The following is a 21,407-nucleotide window of genomic DNA, read 5'->3' on the forward strand; positions in this document are numbered from 1 at the left end:
TGGTGCTGGTGAGACGATGTGTGAGCCGTCGGACACCGGTAAGATGCCGAGCATGGCATCGAAATTCGCGATAGACATCGCGCAGACGGAGTCGAACCTGGCGAACGCAGACGAGGCAGGAGCCGCCCAGCACAGCGCAACCGGCCAAGCCTTGCGTCCCGGCGGCTACATGATGGCGTTGGTGGGGGCGATGGATGCTACGGATGCAGCTCAGCAGGCTGCTGCCACCGCACGGAGCACAACGAACGCGGCGACACGCCAATTCAGCATCGCGACCGTGCAAACCGCCGAAGACGCGAACGCCAGCGTGCTGACAGCGTAGAAGGAGCAGAGGCATGGAGCCTTCACCATGGTCTAAGCAGGGGTCGCCGTCAGCGACGTTGCCTGGGCCACCTTCGCAAACGATTCCGCCGCAACAGCCTCAAACGCTGCCGCCGCCACAGGCGGGGCCGCAGTGGCCCGTGCCCCCGCACCCGGCGTCGCCTAGGCGGCCCCGCCGAACTGTAAAGCCGCGGGCGGTCGCAGCTACCCTGCTCGCTGTGGCGGTGTCAGCGGCGGTCGGGTCCGCCACAACCTTGCTATGGCTAGCAAACGAAAACCGATCTGCCCCAACAGTTTCATCGTCGCCGACATCGAAAACGACCACGCCTGCAACTCAATTCAGTGCCGAAGAGATCAGCGCGGCCAAGGACAATCTGTGCCACATCTTCGATGTGTCCGTGCGCGGACAAGAGGGTCAGGGCGGCCTTCGTGTGGAGGGAAATCTCAACGTGCCAGTGGTGTTGCGCGCAGTCAATAGCGCTGCAGCCGTGCAGAATGCACTGAGCCCTGCGGTACCGTCTGAGGTCGCCAATGCATCCCGCAAGTACATCAGCACAACCTTGGACCAGACCACAGCCGCAATGGGCAATATCCCTGCTAGCGAAGGTAATCGCTTAACCGACTTGCGCAATGAGGCAATCGAGAGGTTGCTGGACGTGTGCGGCTTGCCGAGGTAGGTAGGTGCTGATGGCGGCTCTGGCGTCAACTGGTGATGGTGGGGATATTCCGGGGTGGGTGGCGGAGCGAAACAACAGTCAAGCGGCGAAGCTACTGAAGCTGCTAGACACGTCGAACGCGATCCAGAAGATGCAGGCGCCATCCTTACCACATGTTGGTGGCGGCGATCACCCTGTGCCGCAAGGTCAGTTCGTCACGTTTCTGTTCCAACCGTTCGTGTGGCCGGTGGATTCGGAAACCGAACTCGCATCAAAAGCTGAGAAACTCAGTAAGAATGCGCAGGCCCAAGAAAACGAAGGCGACGACATTCGCAGCTACACATTCAAGGTCATAGATGGCGGCCTGTGGGTGGGCGAGGGCGCAGACGCGGCCCGGGCGGCGTATCTTGAACTAGCATCCATCAAATACCGCCATGCTGAAATAAGCAGGGCCGGCTCCTCTTTGGCGACTAGTGCCTCCCAAGACGTGGCGCGGACTAAACGCGACATGTACAAGGAAAACACGAACGCCCACAAGGAGATTGAACAATTTCTACGCAGCGGCTCCGGGCACTCGCTCGCGCAGGTGGCCGTCATCCTCACAACCCACAGAACCGCCATCCAAGGCTATTCCTCGGAGCTGCAAGGCTACGCAACCGAATACACCACTCACTTCACGAGTAAATTCCCAGAAAGCGGCGGCGAAAACGGCTCAGGCGGCCCACACGCAAAGGCTGCCGGCAACGGGACCGCCTCTGATGCCTGGTCGGATGGCTCGGACCCCAACGGGCCCCTACCTGGTCCGACCAGCCAAAGTACCGGCTCGGACGGTGTGAAATCGAATCTGTGGTCCGACGGGGCGGGCAAACCAGCGTTGCCAGGCGGACCGCGATCGCCCTTGTCACCAGCGTGGTCCGACGCGCCAACTGTTCCGACCCATAATCCGTTGACCTCTTTGCTTGGTGCGGCGGGTGGTGGGTTGCCGAGTTTGCCGAGCTTGTCTGGTTTGGGGTCGGGCGGCGGTGGCGGGCTGCCGTTGGGTGGTCTGCAAGGCTTGATGAGCGGCTTCGGCGGGTTTCCTGGCGGTGGCGGGTTCATGTCGCCTGCCGCGGGCCTGGGCGGGGGTTTTCAGGCTCCGCCGCCGTTGCCATCGTTAGGCATGAGTTTCGGGCAGGGCTTGGCGGCTGGTGCTTCGGCTGCCGGTGTCGTTCCTTCTGTGCCGCAAGCAACCATGACGCCGTTGCTGGCTCCACTGGAGTCCGCGCCGAGTGCCGCGGCGCCGGCGGCCGCGGTGGCCGCGCCCGCCACGCCGGCTGCGGTCTCGGGCTCGGGTAGCAGTGCCGCCGCTGCTGGTGGTGGTGGTGGTGGTGGTGAAGGTATGACGCCGTACGGTTCGGTATTGCCGCCCGCGGCGGCCGCGCCAGGCGCGGGTGCTGGGGCCGGTGCGGGTGTGCCTGCTTCAGCGGTGGCTGAGGCTGGGGGGCCGCCGGCGTCTGCGTCGTCGGCGGCCGGGGCTGGCGCGGGTTTGATGCCGGTGTCGGGCCGTCGGGACCCCGAGCCGGTGTCGCGACGCGAAGCCGAGTCCGATCTCGAGCAAGCCAAAATGGCGGTGGCTGAGTTAGCGGGCGCTGCCACGGTGACCGATCCAGGCCTTGATTGGGCTGTCGCGGTAGGCCATAACGCATCGGGGACGACGACCTACTGGATCGCGACGAATGATGGTGCGACGTATATCCCGCCCGGTGTGTTCCTACGAAAGACAATGCCGGTTGCCGCAGGATTGGACGACGTCTTTGATGCCCGCTGGATGGGTTGGGTGAATCCGGCAGAGAAAGCGGTGCGGGCCGCCCGCGAATTCGGGGACACCGTTAGTGCGGTGGCCACCACGTGGGCGTGGGAGTCGGAGTATCTGGCCGACCACCCTGCGGTGAGTGAGGTCGCGACCGGTGTGCCGCCGAGCTCGGCAACGGATAATCCAGCTAACGAGTTGGGGTTGTCGCGTACGCACCGATTGGCGACGGTCGATCGAGCGCTGTACACGGATTTGAAGGCCGTCGACGAGGATGTTCTGCGGGCGTATTGCCGAGAATTGACCCGGCAGTTGGCATTTGGTGTGGTCGCTGATGAGTTGTCGCCGGTGGCGCAGTCGGTGGCGACCGCTTTGGTCGCTCAGCGTTGGCCAAAAGCGCAGGAGTGGGCGGCGTTGGGTGCCGAGTATGAGATCGCCCAGGCCCTTACGGGGGCGCAGCGGCCCGGCCTCAACGGTGTGGAGAATGCCGATCAGGTAGTCAGTTATTGCCGGGAGTTTATTCGGTGCCGGCGGATGGAAGCGTTGTTGTGTTGGGAGCAGTTCGGCGGCGACCTTTTGAACGTGGTGTATGCGGCGTGGGTTGCCGGAATCCGGGCCCCGTTGAAGGACATGGCAATTGCTTAAGCGGGTCGGCCGTGGCGGCGGCCGGCGTGGATCGGTTAGCTTGAGCCGGTGAGTGTTGCGGAGTTTCTAGCTGGCGTGGATCGGCTGCTCACCCGTGCTCATGAGCTGTATCCCGCCGATGGTGGTGCAGGGCAGCTGACAGGCGGCGGTGCACCGAGTGGAACGGCACCGGTGCCGGCCGGGGCAAGCGCGCTAGGCACCGGAGTGTCGACAGCCAGCGCCGGGTATCAACGTTCCCAGGTCACCGCCGGCGGGCTGGATGTGCAGCTTGAGCAGGCGGCCAGCCAGGGCAGTGTGATCGCCCAGCAGGGCCGCACCGGTTCGGGCGCGATTTTAGAGCAGGCGCGAGCGTTCGCGAGTTCAGTTGGGCCGCTGGGTAATACGGCGTCGGGTGCGCAGTTGGTCGTCGCGACGATGGATCAGCACTTGCAGGCGATGCAAAGCCAGTTGGAGGAGACGCGCACGGCGAATCAGGCGGTGTCGGCGCAGCTGCGTGAGGCGTCGGCGGGCTATCGCACGTTAGCCGGCGGGCAAAAGGATGCCGCGGCAGTGCCGCTGGATACACCGAAGCTCAAGCCAGGCCAGAAACACCAGCCCTATATCGCGGGTCCTGGCCAGTTCGGGCCCCCGAATTATCGGGACGGTCCACGGTGGGTGGATGTGTACGACCGGACACAAGATCCGGACAAGGTCCCGCACTACTTCATACCGTCTGACGAGATACCCAACTATCAGGAGTTGCAGCCGGGCGCCTTGGGGCCGTCGACGAAGGTCGACCAGCACGGCAACCCTGACCCGTATGTCGAATTGGCCCCCAATAGCGGGGTTTGGGTGCCACAGTCAGATTTCCCGGGCGCCAAGATCTACCCGCGTGGGTGGCATGGAGACCTGCCCCCTTACGGGTGGGAGGAATACTTGCCGGGCTCAGGAATTTACCTGTGGCACAAGGATCTTCTTCCCAGCACCTACCAGCCCGGTGGTGGTTCGCTGCCGCCGGCGACGTACCCGCACAGCGGCGGCGGCGGCCACTAACGTCGAGCTGTTGACGTCCTCCGCGCATTGAAGATGCGCGGATTCCTTGTGGTGGTGTGCTGTCTCGCTATGCCGCTTGTTGGGCGGGTAGCGCCGTGGGCTCACCAGCAGGGAAGGTTCGCGTCGAGCGGCTCTGTCGCATCATGGTTTTGGCTTTACGCCGGGCTTTGATACGCGCCACTGACCTCCGCGAGGGCGGATGCATGCGGCCTCGCCGCTTAGGTGCTGCTGCGGCCGGAGCTCGACGCCCATCAACGTCGTGATGGTGGATCAGCCAACCATGGTTGGCTGATTCCAGATCCAGCCGGTCGAGACCATCGGCCTCCTGGCGGACATGCAGTCCCAGGAAAGCCGAAAACAGGTCCCGGTCTTCTTTGATGCCGCACCCGCAGCGGTGCACCCGTTGGGAGAGCGGCTTCTTCTTTTTCGCCCCGCACAGGCAGGTTTGCGACAGGGCAGTGGTGTATGGGCTGTACTCGTAGAGACGACCACCACCGCCGGCGCTTTCAGCCTTGCGGCGCATCACCTCCACCAGCAACCCCGGTGCCCGGTCGCGCACGCTGCGCGGGAAGTTCTTCTGCCACGCGACGTAGTTCAGTCGCTCGCACGCGATATCGGCTCCGTGCGCCAGCAACCTGTTGGACAGTCCGGCGTGCAGGGTCTTGCGGTGCTCCGCCAGGCGGCGATGCAATTCAGCCACCCGGATCGTGGTCTGCTGCGCAGCGCTCGACCGCTGCCACACACAGCGGCCTGTCGTGTGGCTACCATCACGGTTGAAGCAGTCCGGGGAGCCGGCCCGGTGTTGGCGGTCCAGATGGCGCTGGGTGCGGCGCAAGCGCATCGTGTCCAACCGGATGGCATCGGCCAGCGGCTCCACCCAACCCGACCAGCTGCCGTCGACACCGCGCACCGCTACCGCGATCTGGCTCGGGCCGAGATCGAAGGAGACCCGACCTTCCCCGACCGGGCGCCGCCGGGTGGGGTGTCCGTCGCAGACCAGTTGCATGCGGTAGGTGTCGCGGCCGTTGATCACGGTGCGCACGATCCGGGTGGACAGCACCTTGCCTGCCGCGATCAGCGCCTCGATCTCGGCGATCTCGGCCTGCTGTTCCTTACCGCGGCGACCCGTCTGGGCGGGCGCGGCGATCGCGATGATCAACCCGGCCCGCCACTGCAACCCGACCAGCCGCCCGGCGAGCAATGATCAGAACTTGTGGATGAGCCTTGGTGAGGGGCGTGAAAGTGGGCGCACCTTCCCGAGGATGATCTGAAAGTCCAGTGGTTCTGATCAAGACCGGCGTTGGCGCGCTGGTCGGGAAGGTACGCCCTTGCTCACCGTAGTTCACGATGCCGCGGAGGCCAACGACAAGGCGGCCGGTCATCGGTCGTTGCTCGATGAGATCGTCCGTGATGGTGCCCGGCAGATGCTGGCTGCGGCGCTGCGGGCCGAGGTGTCCGCGTATGTGGAGCAGTTCGCCGACCAGCTCGACGAGAATGGCCACCGGCTGGTGGTGTGCAACGGCTATCACCAGGCCCGCGAGGTGCTGACTGCGTCCGGCGCGGTGCAGGTGACCGCGCCGCGGGTCAATGACCGCCGTGTCGACCCCGATACCGGTGAGCGGCAGCGGTTTTCCTCGGCGATCCTGCCGGCGTGGGCACGCAAGTCCCCGCAGATGAGCGAGGTGTTGCCGTTGCTGTACCTGCATGGCCTGTCCAGCGGCGACTTCACCGCGGCCCTGGAGCAATTCCTCGGCTCCGGTGCCGGACTGTCGGCGTCGACGATCACCCGCCTGACCGCGCAGTGGCAAGACGAGGCCGCCGCGTTCGGGCGCCGCGATCTCTCCGGCACCGACTACGTCTACCTGTGGGTGGACGGGATCCACCTCAAGGTGCGTCTGGAGCAGACCAAGTTGTGCCTGCTGGTGATGATCGGCGTGCGTGCTGACGGCCGCAAGGAACTGGTCGCGCTCACCGACGGCTATCGGGAGTCCACCGAGTCGTGGGCCGACCTGCTGCGTGACTGTAAGCGGCGCGGGATGACCGCCCCGGTTGGAATTCTGCTTGAAGTTGATAGCCGGCGGCGACTCAACTTGACCAAGCTCGGCCGCCACGACCGCTACACCGCTGTTGAGCATGAGGACGGCTCAATTACCTTGACCCCGGCAATCATTTTGAGCCCCGCAGAACTGCATTACCTCCACGATGGCGAGATCCAAGACGTAGTTGCTGAAGCCCAGCGGAATATCGGGAGTACTCGTCGGCGCGATCGGTCTCGGTGAGGACGGCTCGGCCTGGAACCGCTCAGATTTGGCGTTGACCTTCGGTTTTGGGTTGGTTTGGCTGTGGCCGGGGTGGTGTGGGCCACGTTAGTTTTGACGGGTGAGTGTTGCCGAGTTCGTGGCTGGGGTGGATCGGCTGCTGACCCGTGCGCATGGCTTGTTTCCCGTTTCCGGGGGCAGCGGTGGTGGGGTGTTCGCTGCTGGGGGTGGTGAGGCTCCTTCGGTTCCGGATCCGCCTGCGGGTAGCGGGTTGAGCGGTGGGGCCGGGGCTGCCGGTGCGAGTTATGGCCAGGCGGCGGGCGCGGTCGACGGGGTTGACGTCGATACTGCTGGGGTGGCTGCTGCTGGTGGGGCGACGGCTGATGCGGGCCGGGCGGGGTCGGGGGCGATTCGGGATCAGGCGCGGGCGGTGGGCGCGGTGAGCGCGCCGTTGGGCAGCTCGGCGGCGGGGGCGCAGTTGGTGGTGGCGACGATGGATCAGCATTTGGAGGCGATGCAGCGTCAGCTTGATCAGACCACGGCGCAGAATCGGTTGTTGGCGTTGCGGTTACGGGAGTTGGCCGCCGCCTACCGTGTTGGCGGGGGTGGGGGTGGGTCGCCGTTGTCGGCGCTAAGCGGGTTGTCGATGCCTGGTCTTGGTGGTCTTGGCGGCGGCGGGGGTTTGTCGGGGTTGAGCGGTTTGGCCGGGCTACCAGCCTCATTTCTGGGCAATCACGCCAGATTGGCCGCAGCAACGACTTCGCAGTCGGGGTCACAACAGCAAGCGCTTGGCGCGGCCGGGATCGCCGCCGGCGCTATCCCGTTGTCGGAGGTTTCTTTTGAAGGTAAGGGTGTGTGGCCTGGGGGTCGCGGCGCGATTGAACACTATTTGGAAGAGTCGTTGGACCGGCTGGGTATCACTGATCCGCGGGCCCGGGCGAATTGGATGGCGGGGATGCTGACGATCGCCGAGCACGAGTCGACCTGGCGTACCGACGCGATCAACCTGAAGGACAGCAATGCCCACGGCCCCCACCAGGTCGACGGTGGTCCGCTTCACTCCACTCGCGGACCTTTCCAGGTTGAACCCGGCACATTCGCGAGTCATCACCAGCCGGGGACTTCTAATCACGTGTGGGATCCGGTGGCCAGCGGATGCGCAGCAATCAATTACGTGATGTCGCGGTATGGTGTGGCTCGCGACGGGCACAATCTACGGGCACTGGTTGGGCAGGCCAATCCCGGCGTCCACCACGGCTATTGACCTTCGGTTTTGGTCGGGTTTGGCTGTGGCCGGGGTGGTGTGGGCCACGTTAGTTTTGACGGGTGAGTGTTGCCGAGTTCGTGGCTGGGGTGGATCGGCTGCTGACCCGTGCGCATGGCTTGTTTCCCGTTTCCGGGGGCAGCGGTGGTGGGGTGTTCGCTGCTGGGGGTGGTGAGGCTCCTTCGGTTCCGGATCCGCCTGCGGGTAGCGGGTTGAGCGGTGGGGCCGGGGCTGCCGGTGCGAGTTATGGCCAGGCGGCGGGCGCGGTCGACGGGGTTGACGTCGATACTGCTGGGGTGGCTGCTGCTGGTGGGGCGACGGCTGATGCGGGCCGGGCGGGGTCGGGGGCGATTCGGGATCAGGCGCGGGCGGTGGGCGCGGTGAGCGCGCCGTTGGGCAGCTCGGCGGCGGGGGCGCAGTTGGTGGTGGCGACGATGGATCAGCATTTGGAGGCGATGCAGCGTCAGCTTGATCAGACCACGGCGCAGAATCGGTTGTTGGCGTTGCGGTTACGGGAGTTGGCCGCCGCCTACCGTGTTGGCGGGGGTGGGGGTGGGTCGCCGTTGTCGGCGCTAAGCGGGTTGTCGATGCCTGGTCTTGGTGGTCTTGGCGGCGGCGGGGGTTTGTCGGGGTTGAGTGGTTTGGCCGGGCTACCAGCCTCATTTGTTGGCGGCCGCGGCTTGGGCAGCGGCGCCGCCACAGCCGGCGTGGGTGGGGCGCAGGTCGGGGATGTTAGTGGGCGTGATTTGGGGCCGGAGGTGGGTTCGGAGAAGGGCCTGCAGCGGGACACGATTTTGGCGGCTCGGGCGGTGTCGGCGGCGTTTCCTGAAATCAGGGACATCGGGGGCGCTCGACCGGATTCGCTGCCGTGGCATCCGCAGGGGAAGGCGATTGATGTGATGATCCCTAATCCGACGTCTGCGCATGGTAAAGCGTTGGGGGATGCGATTTTACGGTTCGCGTTGCAGCACAGCCGCGAGTTCAGTTTGAATCACGTTATTTGGCAGCAGACGCTGTATAACCCGGATGGGTCGTCGTCACATATGGAGGACCGCGGCTCGCCGACGCAAAATCACATGGATCATGTTCATATCGCTACTAACGGCGGCGGATATCCCCGAGGCGGCGAGGTATACCGCCTGTGACCAGACGAACTGACCCGGCGCCGACCGCCGGCGGTGCGAACGAAGACGTCAAGAAGTGAAAGGCGCACGGTGGTAGACCAGGAAGATCAGGTGTCCGAGATACGGTCGCGTGGCCGCGGTCTGGGCCTGTCGACGCGGGTCCAGGTGTCGGGCCATATGTTCTTTGCCCGCCGGGCGGTGCTGGCGATGACGCGGCGGCGGGTTGGGATGCAAGCCGAGCCTGGTCGGCGCCAGTCGATGGCGTTGTTGGCGGGGGCCTCGATCACAGCGGTGTTGTGCCTGGGTGCGTTGTTTTGGTCGTTGGTGCGCCCGGCTGGTTCGGCGGGGGAAGCCAAGATCGTCTCGGACCAGGAGTCGGGCGCGTTGTATGTGCGGGTGGGGGAGCGGCTGTATCCGGCGTTGAATCTGGCCTCGGCGCGGCTGATTGTCGGGCAGGCGGCCAACCCGGTTCGGGTGCGGCGCAGCGAAATCGAGTCCCATCCCCGGGGGCCGCTGGTGGGTATCGCGGGGGCGCCGACAACGATGTCGCCGACGTCGCCGGGCCGCTCGTCGTGGTTGATCTGTGATGAGATCGCTAAGGCGTTCGGGATGGGGGCGCCTGAACCGGTGACGGTCACGGTGATCGACGGCGAGCCTGAGATTGGGCCGCGCCGGCTGGTGCTGGGGCCGAATCAGGCGATGGTTCGCCGGTTTGGGGATCATGTGTGGCTGATCCGCGATGGCCGCCGCTCGTTGATCAATCGGGGCGCGCGGGCGGTGTTGTTGGCGTTGGGGCTCGGCGATGACGCGGTGTTGGGGGCGCGTCCGATCAGCCGGGCGTTGCTGGATGCGATACCGGTGGGCCCGGAGCTGTCGGTTCCGGTGATTGCCGGGGCGGGGACGCCGGCGCGGTTTGTTGGTGCGCCGGGACCGATCGGCACGGTGGTGTCGACACCGCAGGTGGGCGGGCAGACCGCGTATTCGGTGGTGTTGGCCGACGGGGTGCAGCCGGTGTCGGCGGTGGCGGCTCAGGTGTTGGCGAATGCGGGCCCGGCGGGGGTGGGGATGCCGGTGGTGGCGGGCCCGGTGCTGGCCAAGCTGCCGGTGGCTGCGGGGCTGGATTTGTCGGCGTTTCCGGCTGTGCCGCCTGCGGTGGTTGACAGTGAGCAGAATGGGGCGGCGTGCTGGCATTGGGAGAAGGTGTCGGGTGAGTCGTTGGCGTCGACGTCGATCATCACCGGGCCTTCTATTCCGGTCGCCGAATCGCAGGCGGCCAAGGTGGTGGAGTTGGTGAGCCATCCCGCCGATGCGCAGTTGCAGGCCGACCGGGTGTTTATGGGCCCGGGGTATGCGAATTATGTGGTGTCGACGGGTAACGCGCCGTCGTCGGCTACCGCGGAGGCGTTGTGGTGGATTTCGGAGTCCGGGGTGCGGTTCGGGGTTCCGAATGAGCAGGAGACCATCGATGCGCTGGGTTTGAAGTCTGCGAAACCGTCGCCGGGGCCGTGGCTGGCGCTTCGGCTGTTGGCGCCGGGGCCGGCGTTGTCGCGTGCTGATGCGCTGGTGCGCCACAATGCGCTTCCTGTTGATACCAACCCCGGCGCGTTGGAGGTACCGAAATAGTGAAGGATGCGTTTGCGCGCAAGGAGATTGCGAAGGCGCCGGGGTTCAATCCGGAGACTATCGAGTTACCGACTCCGCTGAAAATCCCTCCACCACAGGGGAAGTCGCAGTGGATGGTGGTGTTGGTCATTTTGTTGATCGGGTTGTTCGGCGCGATGATGGTGGTGTCGTTTGCCAGCGGTGCGCGCTCGTTCACCGGCGGCGGTTCGCTGTTTCCGATCCTGATGATGGGTGGGTTGGTGGCGATGCTGTTCGGCGGCCGCGGCGGCTCGCAGGAAATGTCGCGGACCAAACTCGATGCTGCCCGGGCTCAGTTCTGTCTGGTGATGGACGAATTGCGGGAAACCGCTTCGGATTTGGCCGACAAGGTTGATCGTAACTACCGCTGGTATCACCCGCCGCCGGCGACGCTGGAGGCTGCGGTGGGCAGTGTGCGGATGTGGGAACGCAAACCTAACGGCTCTGACACGTGGTTTGGGGTCGCTCGCGTGGGTGTGGGGATGACCGATCTGGTGGAGTCGAATGCAGCGATGTTCGCCGAGCCGCAGAACGCCCCGACCGATATTGAGTTGGAACCGGTGACCGGTAAGGTGCTGGCCGATTTCATGCGCGCTCAGACGGTGTCGTATGGGACACCTGCGTTGGTGTCGATGCTGGTGGAACCTGGTTATGAGTTGCGCGGCCCGCGTGAGCAGGTGTTGGCGTTGGTGCGGGCGATGATTTGCCAGCTGGTGTTTTTTCATGGCCCGGATCATGTGCGTCTGATTGTGGTCAGTTCTGATGTGGCCGAATGGGATTGGGTGAAGTGGCTGCCGCACGCGGGAGATCTGCAGCATACAGATGGTGCGGGCCCGCTGCGGATGGTGTACCGCTCGGTCGACGATTTCTTGGCCGCCCAGGCTGACGCGTTGGGGCTGCTCACGCGCGGCGATTTCCGCACCCGGATCGGGGCGGCCAAAGATCCGATAAGCCCGTTGCCGCACACCGTGGTGGTGTGCGACACCTCGGGCGGCTGGGATGGGTTTGAGGCGGCCGGAATCAACGGGTTGACGTTTATCGACGTGCGCGGGGCCGGTGAGGTGCCGGCGTGCGGGGCGCCGCGGCGGGTGCTGCATGTGGATGAGAGTTTGGTTGTGTCGGCGGTGCCGCGTAACCCGGTGACGCGGGAGGCGTATTCGGCGGGTCCGGAGTTTTTCGCCTTCGCCGATCAGATGAGCCGCGACGATGCGGAATCGTTTGCTGAGCGGATGGCGCGGTGGCGGCTGGCCGAGGCCTATGAGGCGATCGGGGTGGGTGAAGCGCCGAAGGTGATGGCGCGAGACATCTTGGCGTACTACGGGATTGCCGATGCAGCCCACATTGATTTCGAGCAGCTGTGGTCCAGCCGTGGCGACATTAATTCCCCGCAGATGCTGCGGGTGCCGTTGGGGAACCGCAGCGACAACAACGAGCTGTTTTTTGTTGATCTCAAGGCAGAGGACCGCGGCGGCGACGGGCCGCACGGGGTGATGTCGGGCACGACCGGCTCGGGTAAGACGATGATGTTGCGGGCGTTGATCGAATCGCTGATGTTGGGTCATCCGCCGCAGAATTTGCAGTTCATGTTGGCCGACCTTAAAGGCGGGTCGGGTGTGCGCCCGTTTGCGGGGGTTCCGCATGTGTCGCAGATCATCACTGACCTCGAAGAGGATCAAACTTTGTTGAGCCGCTTCATCGATGCTTTGCAAGGCGAGTTGGCGCGACGCAAAGCGGTCTGCGATCGTGCCGGTGCTGATGATGCGACTGAATACAACAAGATTCGCGCCGATCAGATCAGCTCCGGTGCCCGCGAGGTGTTGCCGCCACTGCCGGTGTTGGTGGTCGTCGTTGATGAGTTCGCCGAGCTGTATAAGTTGATGGGCAACGAGATCCACGAGGTGCTGTCCGGGATCTGCCGGCAGGGGCGCGCGTATTGGGTGCATCTGCTCATGGCCAGCCAGGAGATCGGCAACCGCGCCGAAAAGTTGCTGGAAAACATGGCGTATCGGGTGGCGTTGCAGGCCAGGACTGCGTCGGCGGCCTCGCTGGCCGGGGTGCCGAATGCGGTGCATCTCAAGGGTTCCGGGCAGGGTTATTTCCTGCAAGGCAGCCCTGGGGTGGGAACGTTGACGAAGTTTCAGGGCGAATTTTTGTGGCGGGAGTACCGCAAGCCGGGGGTCGATTATTTGGAGACGAGCCCTGCGGCCGAGAGCAAGACGGTCAGCTACTTTCCCCCGCAGCTGTTCGGAACCGATTTCGTACCACTGCCGGCCGCTGACGAGGACGAATCCGGGTCGCCGGGCGGCGACGGTGTGCTCAGCGATCCCCGCGACAACGGCCAGGGCCGCGACAACGGTTCGCGCCGCGACACCGCCGACGACGACGAACGGGAGGACACTGCGTCGGCGCTGATGCGGCCTCGAGTGGGCCGCATGATCATCGAGCAGCTGCGGCGTATCGACTTCGAACCTTATCGGTTGTGGAAACCGCCGCTGGATGTGCCGTGGACCATCGAAAGGCTGGTCAACACGCATTTGGGGCGGCGGTGGGACGCCGACTACGCCGCCAGTCCCGATTTGCGGGTGCCGGTCGGGCTGGTCGACCGCCCGTTCAAACATGATCAGCATCCGCTGATCGTGGATGTCTCGGGTGCGGGGGCCAACGTGATCGTCGTGGGCGGGCCAGGGTCGGGCAAGACCACGGTCTTACAGAGCCTGATCTGCGCGGCGGCGATGACACACACTTCCGAGCAGGTGCAGTTCTACTGCCTGGCGTTCTCCTCGGCAGCGCTAAAGACCGTTGAGGGGTTGGCGCATGTCAGCGGGGTTGTTCAAGCGTTAGACGGTGACGGTGTTCGCCGCACGGTCAGTGAGATGACCGAGCTGCTGGTATCACGCAAACGCAGTTTCGAGCAGGCGGGCGTGATGTCGATGGAGGTGTTTCGCCGCCGCAAAGCCGGCCACGACAGCGGGCGGCTGCCCGATGACAAACACGGCGACGTCTTCGTGGTGATCGACAACTACGCCGCGATGCTGGCCCAGTACCCGGCTTTGGTGGAGGAGCAGGTCAACCGGCTGATCAAGGAGGGGCCGACTTTCGGCATCCACACCGTGGTCGCGGTGAACAAGACGACTGACCTTCAGGTGACGGTGCGCACGGATTTCGGGTCTCGGGTGGAGCTGCGCCTAGCCGACAGCAACGACGCGCAGGAACCGCTGAAACCGCGGATGGTGGCCGCGGTGCCGCACGGCCGGCCCGGGCGGGGCATGATCCCGCAGAATTATGAGCGGGTCGGTTCCGAGCCCGTCGGGTTGCACACCCTGATGGCCCGGCCTGCGCTGGACTCCGATGAGCCGGGTGTGTTCGACTCGCGCAGTGTCGTGGCCGCGGTCAACACGCTGAATCGAGGATTCGCGCCGGCGCCGAAGGTGCGCCGCCTGCCCACACAGGTGAGCGTCGAGGCGGTGCGCGAGCTGGCGGGCGCCGATCCGCGGCTGGCCACCATGCTGGTGTGGGCACAAGACGAAGCCGAGCGGCCGGTGTTGTTCGACGGCCAGCATTTGGTGATCACTGGGCAACCCAAGTGCGGGCGCACCACGGCGTGTGCCACCATCATGCGCGAAGTGGCCCGCGTGTACGTGCCTGGCGGGGACAAAGCCCCGCCGGCTGAGGCGGGCCGGCGCAGCGCCCAAGTGTGGCTGATCGATCCGCGCCGGCAGTTGACCCGTGTGCTGGCCCCGGACTATGTGCATCGGTTCGCCTCGACACCGGAGGCCATCGGTCAACGGATGCACGAGCTGGGCGAGGTGCTGCGTCCCCGGATGCCGCGCGACACGTTGTCGATCAGCGACGTGGATCGCCGCGACTGGGAAGGCCCGGAGATCTATGTGATCGTTGACGACTCCGAACGGCTGCCCGGCGGCTATGACTCTCCGCTGAGCGCGTTGGCGCCGTGGGTGCAATCCGGCGCCGACGTCGGGTTGCACATCATCTACAGCCGCCAGTTCGGGGCGTTCATGGGCGGCATGGGCGATCCGGTCATCAAACCTCTGCGCGATAGCGCCGCACCGGTTTTGGTGATGGACTCCGACCCCGACCAAGGTTTCGTCAAGGGCCGCTGGAAGGGTCATTCCATGCCTGCGGGGCGCGGATTCTTGATGAATAGCGCCATATCCGGAGAATCCGGAATATACGTGCAAGTCGCCGACTGCGCGCTGGGTTAATTTCGTATTGGGACGCGGCATAAGCGCCGCGGCGCCGATACACTCATCGTGCGAGCAGTTGACGGTCTGCTCGACACACTTCGGGAGGTTCGATGTTCGTCACAACGACACCGGAAAGCCTGGCCGCCGCGGCGGGTAGTTTGGCTGGGATCGGTTCGACGGTGGCCGCCGGCAACGCGGCCGGGGCGCCGGCGACGGTCGGTGTAGTGCCGCCGGCCCCGGAGCCCGCCTCGATCCTGATGGCCGCCGCGTTCGGCACGCATGGTGGGCTGTTTCAAACTACCCAAGCCATCGGCTCGGTGATTCACGCGATGTTCGTGGCGAACATGGGCCTAAGTGGAGCCACATACGGCGCCACCGAAGCGCTGAGCACGCTCGCGCTTTAGGCTAACGAGCCCCGGCCAGCGAGCCGTTCATGGACTACGAGGTTCCCCCCGAAATCAACTCGGGCCGCATGTACGGCGGCCTGGGGTCGTCGTCGCTGGTGGCCTCCGCGGCGGCGTGGCAGGAGTTATCGGCGCAGCTGGGTTCGGCGGGTGCGGCGTTTAGCGCGGTCATCGAAGCGCTGACGGCCGGGTCGTGGTTGGGGCCGTCGGCGATGACGATGGCCATGTCGGCGGCCCCGTATGTGGCGTGGATGGTGGCCACCGCGGCGCAGTGCGAGGAGGCGGCGGCCGCGGCGTCGGCGGCGGCGACTGCGTTCGAGGGTGCTCGGGCCGGTGTGGTTCCCCCTCCGGTGATCGAGGCGAACCGCGACGCGCTGGCGGCGGCGATCGGCGGTCTGCCGTGGACCGCGCCGGCGGTGGCCGCGTTGGAGGCCGAGTACGATCAGATGTGGGCGCAAGATACCGGCGTGATGTACGGGTTCGCTGCGGATGCGTCCGGGATCACCGGCTCGCTGGTCCCTTTCGAGCCGCCGGTACCGAATTCTGATCCGATCGGCTTGGCTGCTCAGGCCGCGGCACTGGGCGATGCGGGCGGGCAGGCGGCGGGTCAACAATCGACAACGTTGAGCAGTTCGGCGCTGCCGGCCGGGGTGGACGGCCAGACGATGCTGTCGATGGGGCCAGAGCTGATCAGCACCATTCCTTCTACGCTGCAAGGGCTTTCATCGCCGTTGACCAGCGGCATGGGGACCAGCGGGCTGGGACAGTTCCAGCAGCTGTTGACGCCGTTTATGAGCGTGCTGGGCAACCCGGGCATGTTCGGCGCCGGCGGTACGTCGGCGATCTCGAGCGCGGGGGCACCGGGCCTGGCGGGGCTGGGTGGGGCGGCATCCGAAGTTGAGGCGGTGGCCGGGCGGGCTGGATCGTTGGGCGGGTTGTCGGTTCCGGCGACGTGGACAGCAGGTGCCAGCTCGGAATCGGCGGGCACGACGGCGCGGGCGGTGACACCGGTGGGGGCCAGCGGGGGGGTGTCGGCGTCGGCGGCGCCGGCCAGCGCCTCGGGCGGGGTGTACGGCGGCACACCGATGGGGGCGGCTGGGATGGCCGGTCGCGGTGAGGGTGGCGACGGTTCACCGCGATATGGAAAACCGGTGAAAGTGGTACACCGCCGCGGTTAGCCAAATAAATACAGTGGAAAAAGATTAGCAACATTGTGTTGGCCGTTGCCGAGCCCGTAAAACCGCAAATACACTGGCCGTGACAGCTTTACCAACAATTTCATTCACCATCGCGCATCAAAGGAGAACACCAGATGACCAGCCGCTTCATGACGGACCCGCACGAGATGCGGGCGATGGCGGGCCGTTTCGACGTGCACGCCCAGACGGTGGAGGACGAGGCCCGCAAGATGTGGGCGTCGAGTCAAAACATCGCCGGTGCCGGCTGGAGCGGCACGGCCCAGATGACGTCGTATGACACCATGGGGCAGATGAATCAGGCGTTTCGCAACATCGTCAACATGCTGCACGGGGTGCGCGACGGGCTGATCCGCGACGCCAACCATTACGAGTCCCAAGAGCAGGCCAGCCAGCAGATCCTGTCCAGCTAGCCCACCACACAACAACTTTCAAGGAGAACACCAAGATGTCGATCAGCTACCAGTTCGGCGACGTGGATGCCCACGGCGCGCTGATCCGCGCCCAGGCCGCAGCCTTGGAGGCCGAGCACCAAGCCATCGTGCGCGATGTGCTGGCCGCCGGCGACTTCTGGGGTGGGGCGGGTTCGACTGCCTGCCAGGAGTTCATCACCCAGTTGGGCCGCAACTTCCAGGTCATCTACGAACAAGCCAACGCCCACGGCCAGAAGGTGCAGACCGCCGGTAACAACATGAACAGCACCGACTCTGCTGTCGGTTCCAGCTGGGCGTGACCGGTCAGCAGCAACACTGCGATGAACGTGGCGGCACCACAAAGGTGTCGCCACGTTCGCGTTGCGGGCACATAAACTCATGACTGGACCGTCGACGAGCGATATCACCGTCAACCTGGAAGGGTTGTGGCTGTTGCAGGCGCTGCTCGGGATCGGCCGGCTGGCACCGGAATTGCGGGGCCGCCCGTATGGGCAGCCCCGCGGTAACGGGTGGGTGAGCCAGCATCCGGGTTTGGCGGTCCTCGTCGAGCAGGGAATCGCCGACGAAGGCGGGGTGGTGCGCGACGACATCGCCGCGCGCATGGCGGTGCTGGCAGCCCCCGACGTCGAGGTGGTCATCATCGTGTGTGCCGGTTCGATGACGGTCACACCGGTGATCCTCGATGATCCGTCGACGTGGCGGGCGATCCCGGATGATCAACTGCGAATCGTGTTGGCGCGCCGCGGAACCCGGTGGGCCTCGGCGGCGCGGACCGGCCAGGTGATCACCATCGACGACTGCGCACCGGTCGATCACTCCCGTGTGGAGCAGTTGACGGTTAGCGCCCTGGACTCGGTGCATCAGGTCCCTGCCGCCGCGATCAGTGCCGGCAACATCCCGCTGGATGACATGGTGGCCGCGATGAAAACACACGGCGACGCCGGCACCCCGGCGGCTAAAGCGGCCGCGCTGCGCGCTGTGGGGCTGCGCGGCGCGGCGCTGGCCGAGCTCGGCGCCGCTCTGGACCATCCGGTGGCGGAAGCGCTGATGTATGCCCGCGCCTACGCTGACAGCGACGTGATGTGCAGCGCGTCGGTGCTCGACCTGCGTGACACCGCCTCGGGGCGTGTGGCGTTGTATCGGCTCAACCCGCCGCCGGGCGGCCAGCAGGAATGGATGACAATTGCGCCGGCAACGCCGGCACAGATTACTCATGCCGTGGCGACGGTGATCGACAGTGTGGGTGTGCGCAAATGGGCCACGCACGAGCGCATGGACTAATCTCGGCACAATTCGCCCCCGATCAACGTCAATCAATTTGTTTCGGGTGTGGTAGCGGCCCGCAACCGCCCATAGGATAAATCGCAGGCAACGCCATTTAAGAGGGGCACAATGACCGATAATTCGGATTTCCTTGCGCGCTACATGCCGCAAGACAGCGACGAACACAAGCAGCAGGCGCCCTCGCCGATGGACGGTCTGACCGAAGAGGTGCGGCTAGCTGATCCGGTCGTCGACAATCCGCAACCACCCTCGCCGCCGCGGATGCCTGAACCTGCTAACCCGAATTGGGCCGAGGAAACAACCACCCACGAGGTGATCCGGGATCGCCAGCCACTACCGCAACCGGGTGGGGAGTTCGGCGGTGCGCCCGCGCCCGGCGAGGGTAGTGCCCCCCGCGGCGGGGAGGCCGGACGGGTGGATACGCCCCCAGGGGGGTTCAGTCCTGCCAGCGGGCGGGTCCGGGTTGGGCCGCCGCCGCCGCGGGCCCCGCGGCACAGCGGTCCGCCCAGCGGAGGCTGGATGGTGTCGGCGCCGCCGCGTGCGGATCAAAGCGGCGGGTGGCCCGCCGAGCAGCGCCCGCAGCCGTTGCCGCCGCGACGCCAATTCGACCAGCGCGCCCCGCTGGCGGAGCGCAACTGGGCCCCGCCGCCGGTGGCCCCGGCCGAGCGGTGGGCGCCGCAGGCCGACACCCATGTGGGCCAGCCGACCCCGACACGGTCGGTCAAACCCGACGAGGTAGCCAAGCGCCGGCGTGAGCCTGCCGAAATCGGCTGGCGCAAAGCGCTGTACAAGAGCAGCGGGGGCCTGGTCAACTTGGGTGCGGGCAAGCACGAGCAGAAACTTCGTGACTGGTCGGCGCTGATCAAATCCAATATCCCGGGCAACTATCAGATCGCGGCGGTGTCGGTCAAAGGTGGGGTCGGCAAGACCCGGGTGACCGCTGGGGTGGGTTCGGTGTTCGCTTTGGAGCGCGGCCAGCCGGTGCTGGCGATCGACGCTAACCCAACCTACGGCGGGTTGGGCCGCTACATCGATCCGCAGGCGTGGACGTCGATCCGCGACTTTTTGGGCTCCCAAGACCAGGTGGTCGACTATCCCACGGCGCGCCGATTCACCGGCCGCAACAAGCAGGGCCTTGAAGTGCTGGCCGGAAACCAGAACACCGCCAGCCCGATGCCGCTTGATGACGCCACGTTTTTCGACACCGTCGGCTTGACCCGCCGTTTTTATCAACTGTGCCTGGTGGACTGCGGCACCGATGTGGAAAACAGTTTCTTCAAGGCGATTCTGTCGGTGTCGGATGCGTTGATGATCGTCGGTTCGTGCGGTGTCGACGGCGGCCTGGCCATTGAGCAGACGATCAACTGGCTGGCCGCCCGCAATGGCCATGAACTGCTGCAGCGGTCGGTCATCGTGCTCAACGACGCCAACCACAGCCTGAACAAGCATTTCCAAGCCCATATCGGCGAAACGGTCGGCAAACGGGTGCGCTCGGTGCACACCATCCCGTGGGATCCGCACCTGCGCGACGGCGCCGACCTGGACTACGGTGCCCTGCGCAAAAAGACCCGGCTGGCGTTGATGGAGCTGGCCGCCGACCTGGCCCAAGGGTTCCCGACCGCGGGGGCGTGGGCGGCGTGACCATCGCACGCCACCGCGAAGCCGACACGTCGAGCGCGCCGACGCCGGCGTTGCCGGATCGGGTGATGGTGGGGGTGATCGCGGGCACCACCAAAATTGGGGTGGTCCTCGATGCCACCGTGGCGGTGTCGGTGCAGATGTCGGCGCTGGTGGACCTGGTTAACGGCCGCCTGGTCGAGCTGGGCGAGGCGCCGCTGACCGCGGGGGAGCGCGGCCGGTGGGCGTTGTGCTGGGTGGACGGCACCGCGCTCAAGCCCGGTTTGACGTTGGCCGAGCAGCAGGTTCGTGACGGCACTCGGTTGTGGTTGCGGTTCGCCACCGACACCGAGTCACGCATCAACGTCGTCGAGCATGTGACCACCGCGGTGGCCGCCGAGCTGACCGCGCGCTGGCCGGCGGTAACCCCGGTGTGGGCGGGACGAGTCGGTGCGGTCATGGTCGCGGCGGGAACGCTGAGCGCGACCGCGCTGTTGGCGCGTTGGCGCTACGGCCATCTGGGCTGGGTTCCCAGTGTGTACGGCGGTCTGCTGGCCATGGTGCTGATCGTGGCCGCGGTGGTGGTGTTGGCCCGCCAGCGCAGCGCGCCCGGGCGCGTGGTGGGTGACACGATGTTGCTGGCGGGGTGCGCGCCGGCGGCGGTGGCGGCCGGCGCGGCGGTGCCGGGGCCGGTGGGTGCGCCTCATGCCGCGCTGGGGTTGGCGGTGCTGGTGTTGGCGGCGGTGCTGGTGGTGCGCTTCACGGGGCGTCATATCGCGATGGGGACTGCGGTGATTGTGACGGGCGTGGCCGGGGTGCTGATCGGGCTGGCGCGCATGGTGGCGGTGACCTCGGCGCCGATCCTGTTGTCGATTCTGCTGTTGGCGGCGCTGCTGGGTGTGCATGCCTCGCCGAGCGCGGCGCGGCGGGTGGCCGGTATTCGGCTTCCGGTGTTTCCCTCGGCGTCGGGCCGCTGGATTTTCGAGGCTCGCCCGGATCTGCCGGCCAATGTTGCGGTGGCCAGCGGGCAGGTGGACACGTTCGCCGGGCCGGAGTCGGTGCGTGAGGTCGCGGTGGCCACCGATCGGGCGCACGCCTATTTGACCGGGCTTTTGGTGGCGACGACCGGGTTGTTGGTGGCCGCCTGTGTGGGGTTGGCCGACCCGCATGCGCCGCGGCGCTGGCTGCCGCTGCTGGTGGCGGGGCTGGTCGCGGTGGCGGTGCTGCTGCGGGGACGTTCATTTGCCGACCGGGCACAGGCCACCGTGTTGGCCGGGGCGGCGGTGACGCTGGTGGTGGGGGTTGCCGGCCGTTATGTGGTCGGGCTGTGGACGTTGCCTGCGTTGCTGGTCGGGGTGTCGGTGATCATCGCGGTTCCATTGGCCGGGCTGGTGGCAGCGCAGGTGGTGCCCAACCACTTCTACACCCCGCCGTTTCGCAAGGTGGTGGAGTGGATCGAGTACGTGTGTCTGGCCGGTGTTTTCCCGTTGGTGTTTTGGCTGATGGGTGTGCTGGCCGCAATCCGGTACCGGTGACG

At 65.9% G+C, this 21,407-nt stretch carries 16 protein-coding genes and 1 pseudogene; 16 read left to right on the forward strand and 1 reads right to left on the reverse strand.

Annotation, left to right across the window (positions count from 1 at the left end; all coding sequences use genetic code 11):
- Positions 1 to 52: 52 nt before the first annotated feature.
- The 4 genes from AWC14_RS08030 (at position 53) to AWC14_RS08045 (ending at position 4,443) form a co-directional block, all read left to right on the forward strand.
- Positions 53 to 322, forward strand: coding sequence for a hypothetical protein (locus AWC14_RS08030; RefSeq protein WP_142281613.1), 270 nt, complete (start codon positions 53 to 55; stop codon positions 320 to 322).
- Positions 323 to 539: 217 nt separating this feature from the next.
- Positions 540 to 998, forward strand: a complete 459-nt coding sequence (locus AWC14_RS28060; RefSeq protein ID WP_142281614.1) for a hypothetical protein — start codon at positions 540 to 542, stop codon at positions 996 to 998.
- 4 nt (positions 999 to 1,002) lie between these two features.
- A complete protein-coding gene (locus AWC14_RS28065; protein ID WP_142281615.1) occupies positions 1,003 to 3,411 on the forward strand; it encodes a hypothetical protein in 2,409 nt (802 codons plus the stop codon).
- A gap of 204 nt (positions 3,412 to 3,615) precedes the next feature.
- Positions 3,616 to 4,443, forward strand: coding sequence for a hypothetical protein (locus AWC14_RS08045; RefSeq protein ID WP_249026313.1), 828 nt, complete (start codon positions 3,616 to 3,618; stop codon positions 4,441 to 4,443).
- A gap of 67 nt (positions 4,444 to 4,510) precedes the next feature.
- On the opposite strand, the gene AWC14_RS08050 is transcribed toward AWC14_RS08045, so the two are convergent.
- Positions 4,511 to 5,644 (reverse strand): transposase, encoded by a 1,134-nt coding sequence (locus tag AWC14_RS08050; protein ID WP_249026314.1) that lies wholly within the window; start codon positions 5,642 to 5,644, stop codon positions 4,511 to 4,513.
- Between the two features lie 127 nt (positions 5,645 to 5,771).
- Here AWC14_RS08050 and AWC14_RS08055 point away from each other — a divergent pair.
- The 12 genes and pseudogenes from AWC14_RS08055 to eccD all read left to right on the forward strand — a co-directional run.
- Positions 5,772 to 6,494 (forward strand): annotated as a pseudogene (locus AWC14_RS08055) (transposase); the annotation flags it as partial.
- A gap of 328 nt (positions 6,495 to 6,822) precedes the next feature.
- Positions 6,823 to 7,965: a lysozyme family protein gene (locus AWC14_RS29940; RefSeq protein WP_283016180.1), complete on the forward strand. Its 1,143-nt coding sequence runs from the start codon at positions 6,823 to 6,825 to the stop codon at positions 7,963 to 7,965.
- A 62-nt stretch (positions 7,966 to 8,027) separates the two neighbouring features.
- Positions 8,028 to 9,110 carry a VldE C-terminal domain-containing protein gene (locus tag AWC14_RS29160; protein WP_211282295.1) on the forward strand — a complete coding sequence of 361 codons (1,083 nt, stop codon included), beginning with the start codon at positions 8,028 to 8,030 and terminating at the stop codon, positions 9,108 to 9,110.
- Between the two features lie 90 nt (positions 9,111 to 9,200).
- Complete coding sequence (gene eccB / locus AWC14_RS08070) at positions 9,201 to 10,712, forward strand: type VII secretion protein EccB (protein ID WP_249026316.1); 1,512 nt, start codon at positions 9,201 to 9,203, stop codon at positions 10,710 to 10,712.
- On the forward strand, positions 10,712 to 14,953 hold the full coding sequence (gene eccCa, locus AWC14_RS08075) for a type VII secretion protein EccCa (RefSeq protein WP_085241115.1): 4,242 nt from the start codon (positions 10,712 to 10,714) through the stop codon (positions 14,951 to 14,953). The genes eccB and eccCa overlap by 1 nt, the downstream gene beginning before the upstream one ends.
- 92 nt (positions 14,954 to 15,045) lie before the next feature.
- A complete protein-coding gene (locus AWC14_RS08080) occupies positions 15,046 to 15,339 on the forward strand; it encodes a PE family protein (protein ID WP_085241117.1) in 294 nt (97 codons plus the stop codon).
- Between the two features lie 29 nt (positions 15,340 to 15,368).
- Positions 15,369 to 16,517 carry a PPE family protein gene (locus AWC14_RS08085; RefSeq protein WP_085241119.1) on the forward strand — a complete coding sequence of 383 codons (1,149 nt, stop codon included), beginning with the start codon at positions 15,369 to 15,371 and terminating at the stop codon, positions 16,515 to 16,517.
- Positions 16,518 to 16,651: 134 nt separating this feature from the next.
- On the forward strand, positions 16,652 to 16,948 hold the full coding sequence (locus tag AWC14_RS08090; RefSeq protein ID WP_085241121.1) for a WXG100 family type VII secretion target: 297 nt from the start codon (positions 16,652 to 16,654) through the stop codon (positions 16,946 to 16,948).
- 35 nt (positions 16,949 to 16,983) lie between these two features.
- Positions 16,984 to 17,268 (forward strand): WXG100 family type VII secretion target, encoded by a 285-nt coding sequence (locus AWC14_RS08095; RefSeq protein WP_085241123.1) that lies wholly within the window; start codon positions 16,984 to 16,986, stop codon positions 17,266 to 17,268.
- Positions 17,269 to 17,347: 79 nt separating this feature from the next.
- Complete coding sequence (locus AWC14_RS08100; RefSeq protein WP_085241125.1) at positions 17,348 to 18,250, forward strand: ESX secretion-associated protein EspG; 903 nt, start codon at positions 17,348 to 17,350, stop codon at positions 18,248 to 18,250.
- A 111-nt stretch (positions 18,251 to 18,361) separates the two neighbouring features.
- A complete protein-coding gene (locus AWC14_RS08105; protein WP_142281616.1) occupies positions 18,362 to 19,894 on the forward strand; it encodes a MinD/ParA family ATP-binding protein in 1,533 nt (510 codons plus the stop codon).
- Entirely contained in the window at positions 19,891 to 21,405 is a 1,515-nt protein-coding gene (eccD, locus tag AWC14_RS08110; protein WP_249026317.1) for a type VII secretion integral membrane protein EccD, read from the forward strand. The genes AWC14_RS08105 and eccD overlap by 4 nt, the downstream gene beginning before the upstream one ends.
- Positions 21,406 to 21,407: the final 2 nt, after the last annotated feature.

The sequence above is a fragment of the Mycobacterium kyorinense genome, from assembly GCF_002101735.1.
Taxonomy (GTDB): Bacteria; Actinomycetota; Actinomycetes; order Mycobacteriales; family Mycobacteriaceae; genus Mycobacterium; species Mycobacterium kyorinense.

Bases quoted from the DNA above. Each gene is read 5' to 3' on its own strand.
- AWC14_RS08080 (WP_085241117.1), top strand. From the start codon at position 15,046: ATGTTCGTCACAACGACACCGGAAAGCCTGGCCGCCGCGGCGGGTAGT.
- AWC14_RS08090 (WP_085241121.1), top strand. From the start codon at position 16,652: ATGACCAGCCGCTTCATGACGGACCCGCACGAGATGCGGGCGATGGCG.
- AWC14_RS08100 (WP_085241125.1), top strand. From the start codon at position 17,348: ATGACTGGACCGTCGACGAGCGATATCACCGTCAACCTGGAAGGGTTG.
- AWC14_RS08105 (WP_142281616.1), top strand. From the start codon at position 18,362: ATGACCGATAATTCGGATTTCCTTGCGCGCTACATGCCGCAAGACAGC.
- AWC14_RS08085 (WP_085241119.1), top strand. From the start codon at position 15,369: ATGGACTACGAGGTTCCCCCCGAAATCAACTCGGGCCGCATGTACGGC.
- AWC14_RS08030 (WP_142281613.1), top strand. From the start codon at position 53: ATGGCATCGAAATTCGCGATAGACATCGCGCAGACGGAGTCGAACCTG.
- AWC14_RS08095 (WP_085241123.1), top strand. From the start codon at position 16,984: ATGTCGATCAGCTACCAGTTCGGCGACGTGGATGCCCACGGCGCGCTG.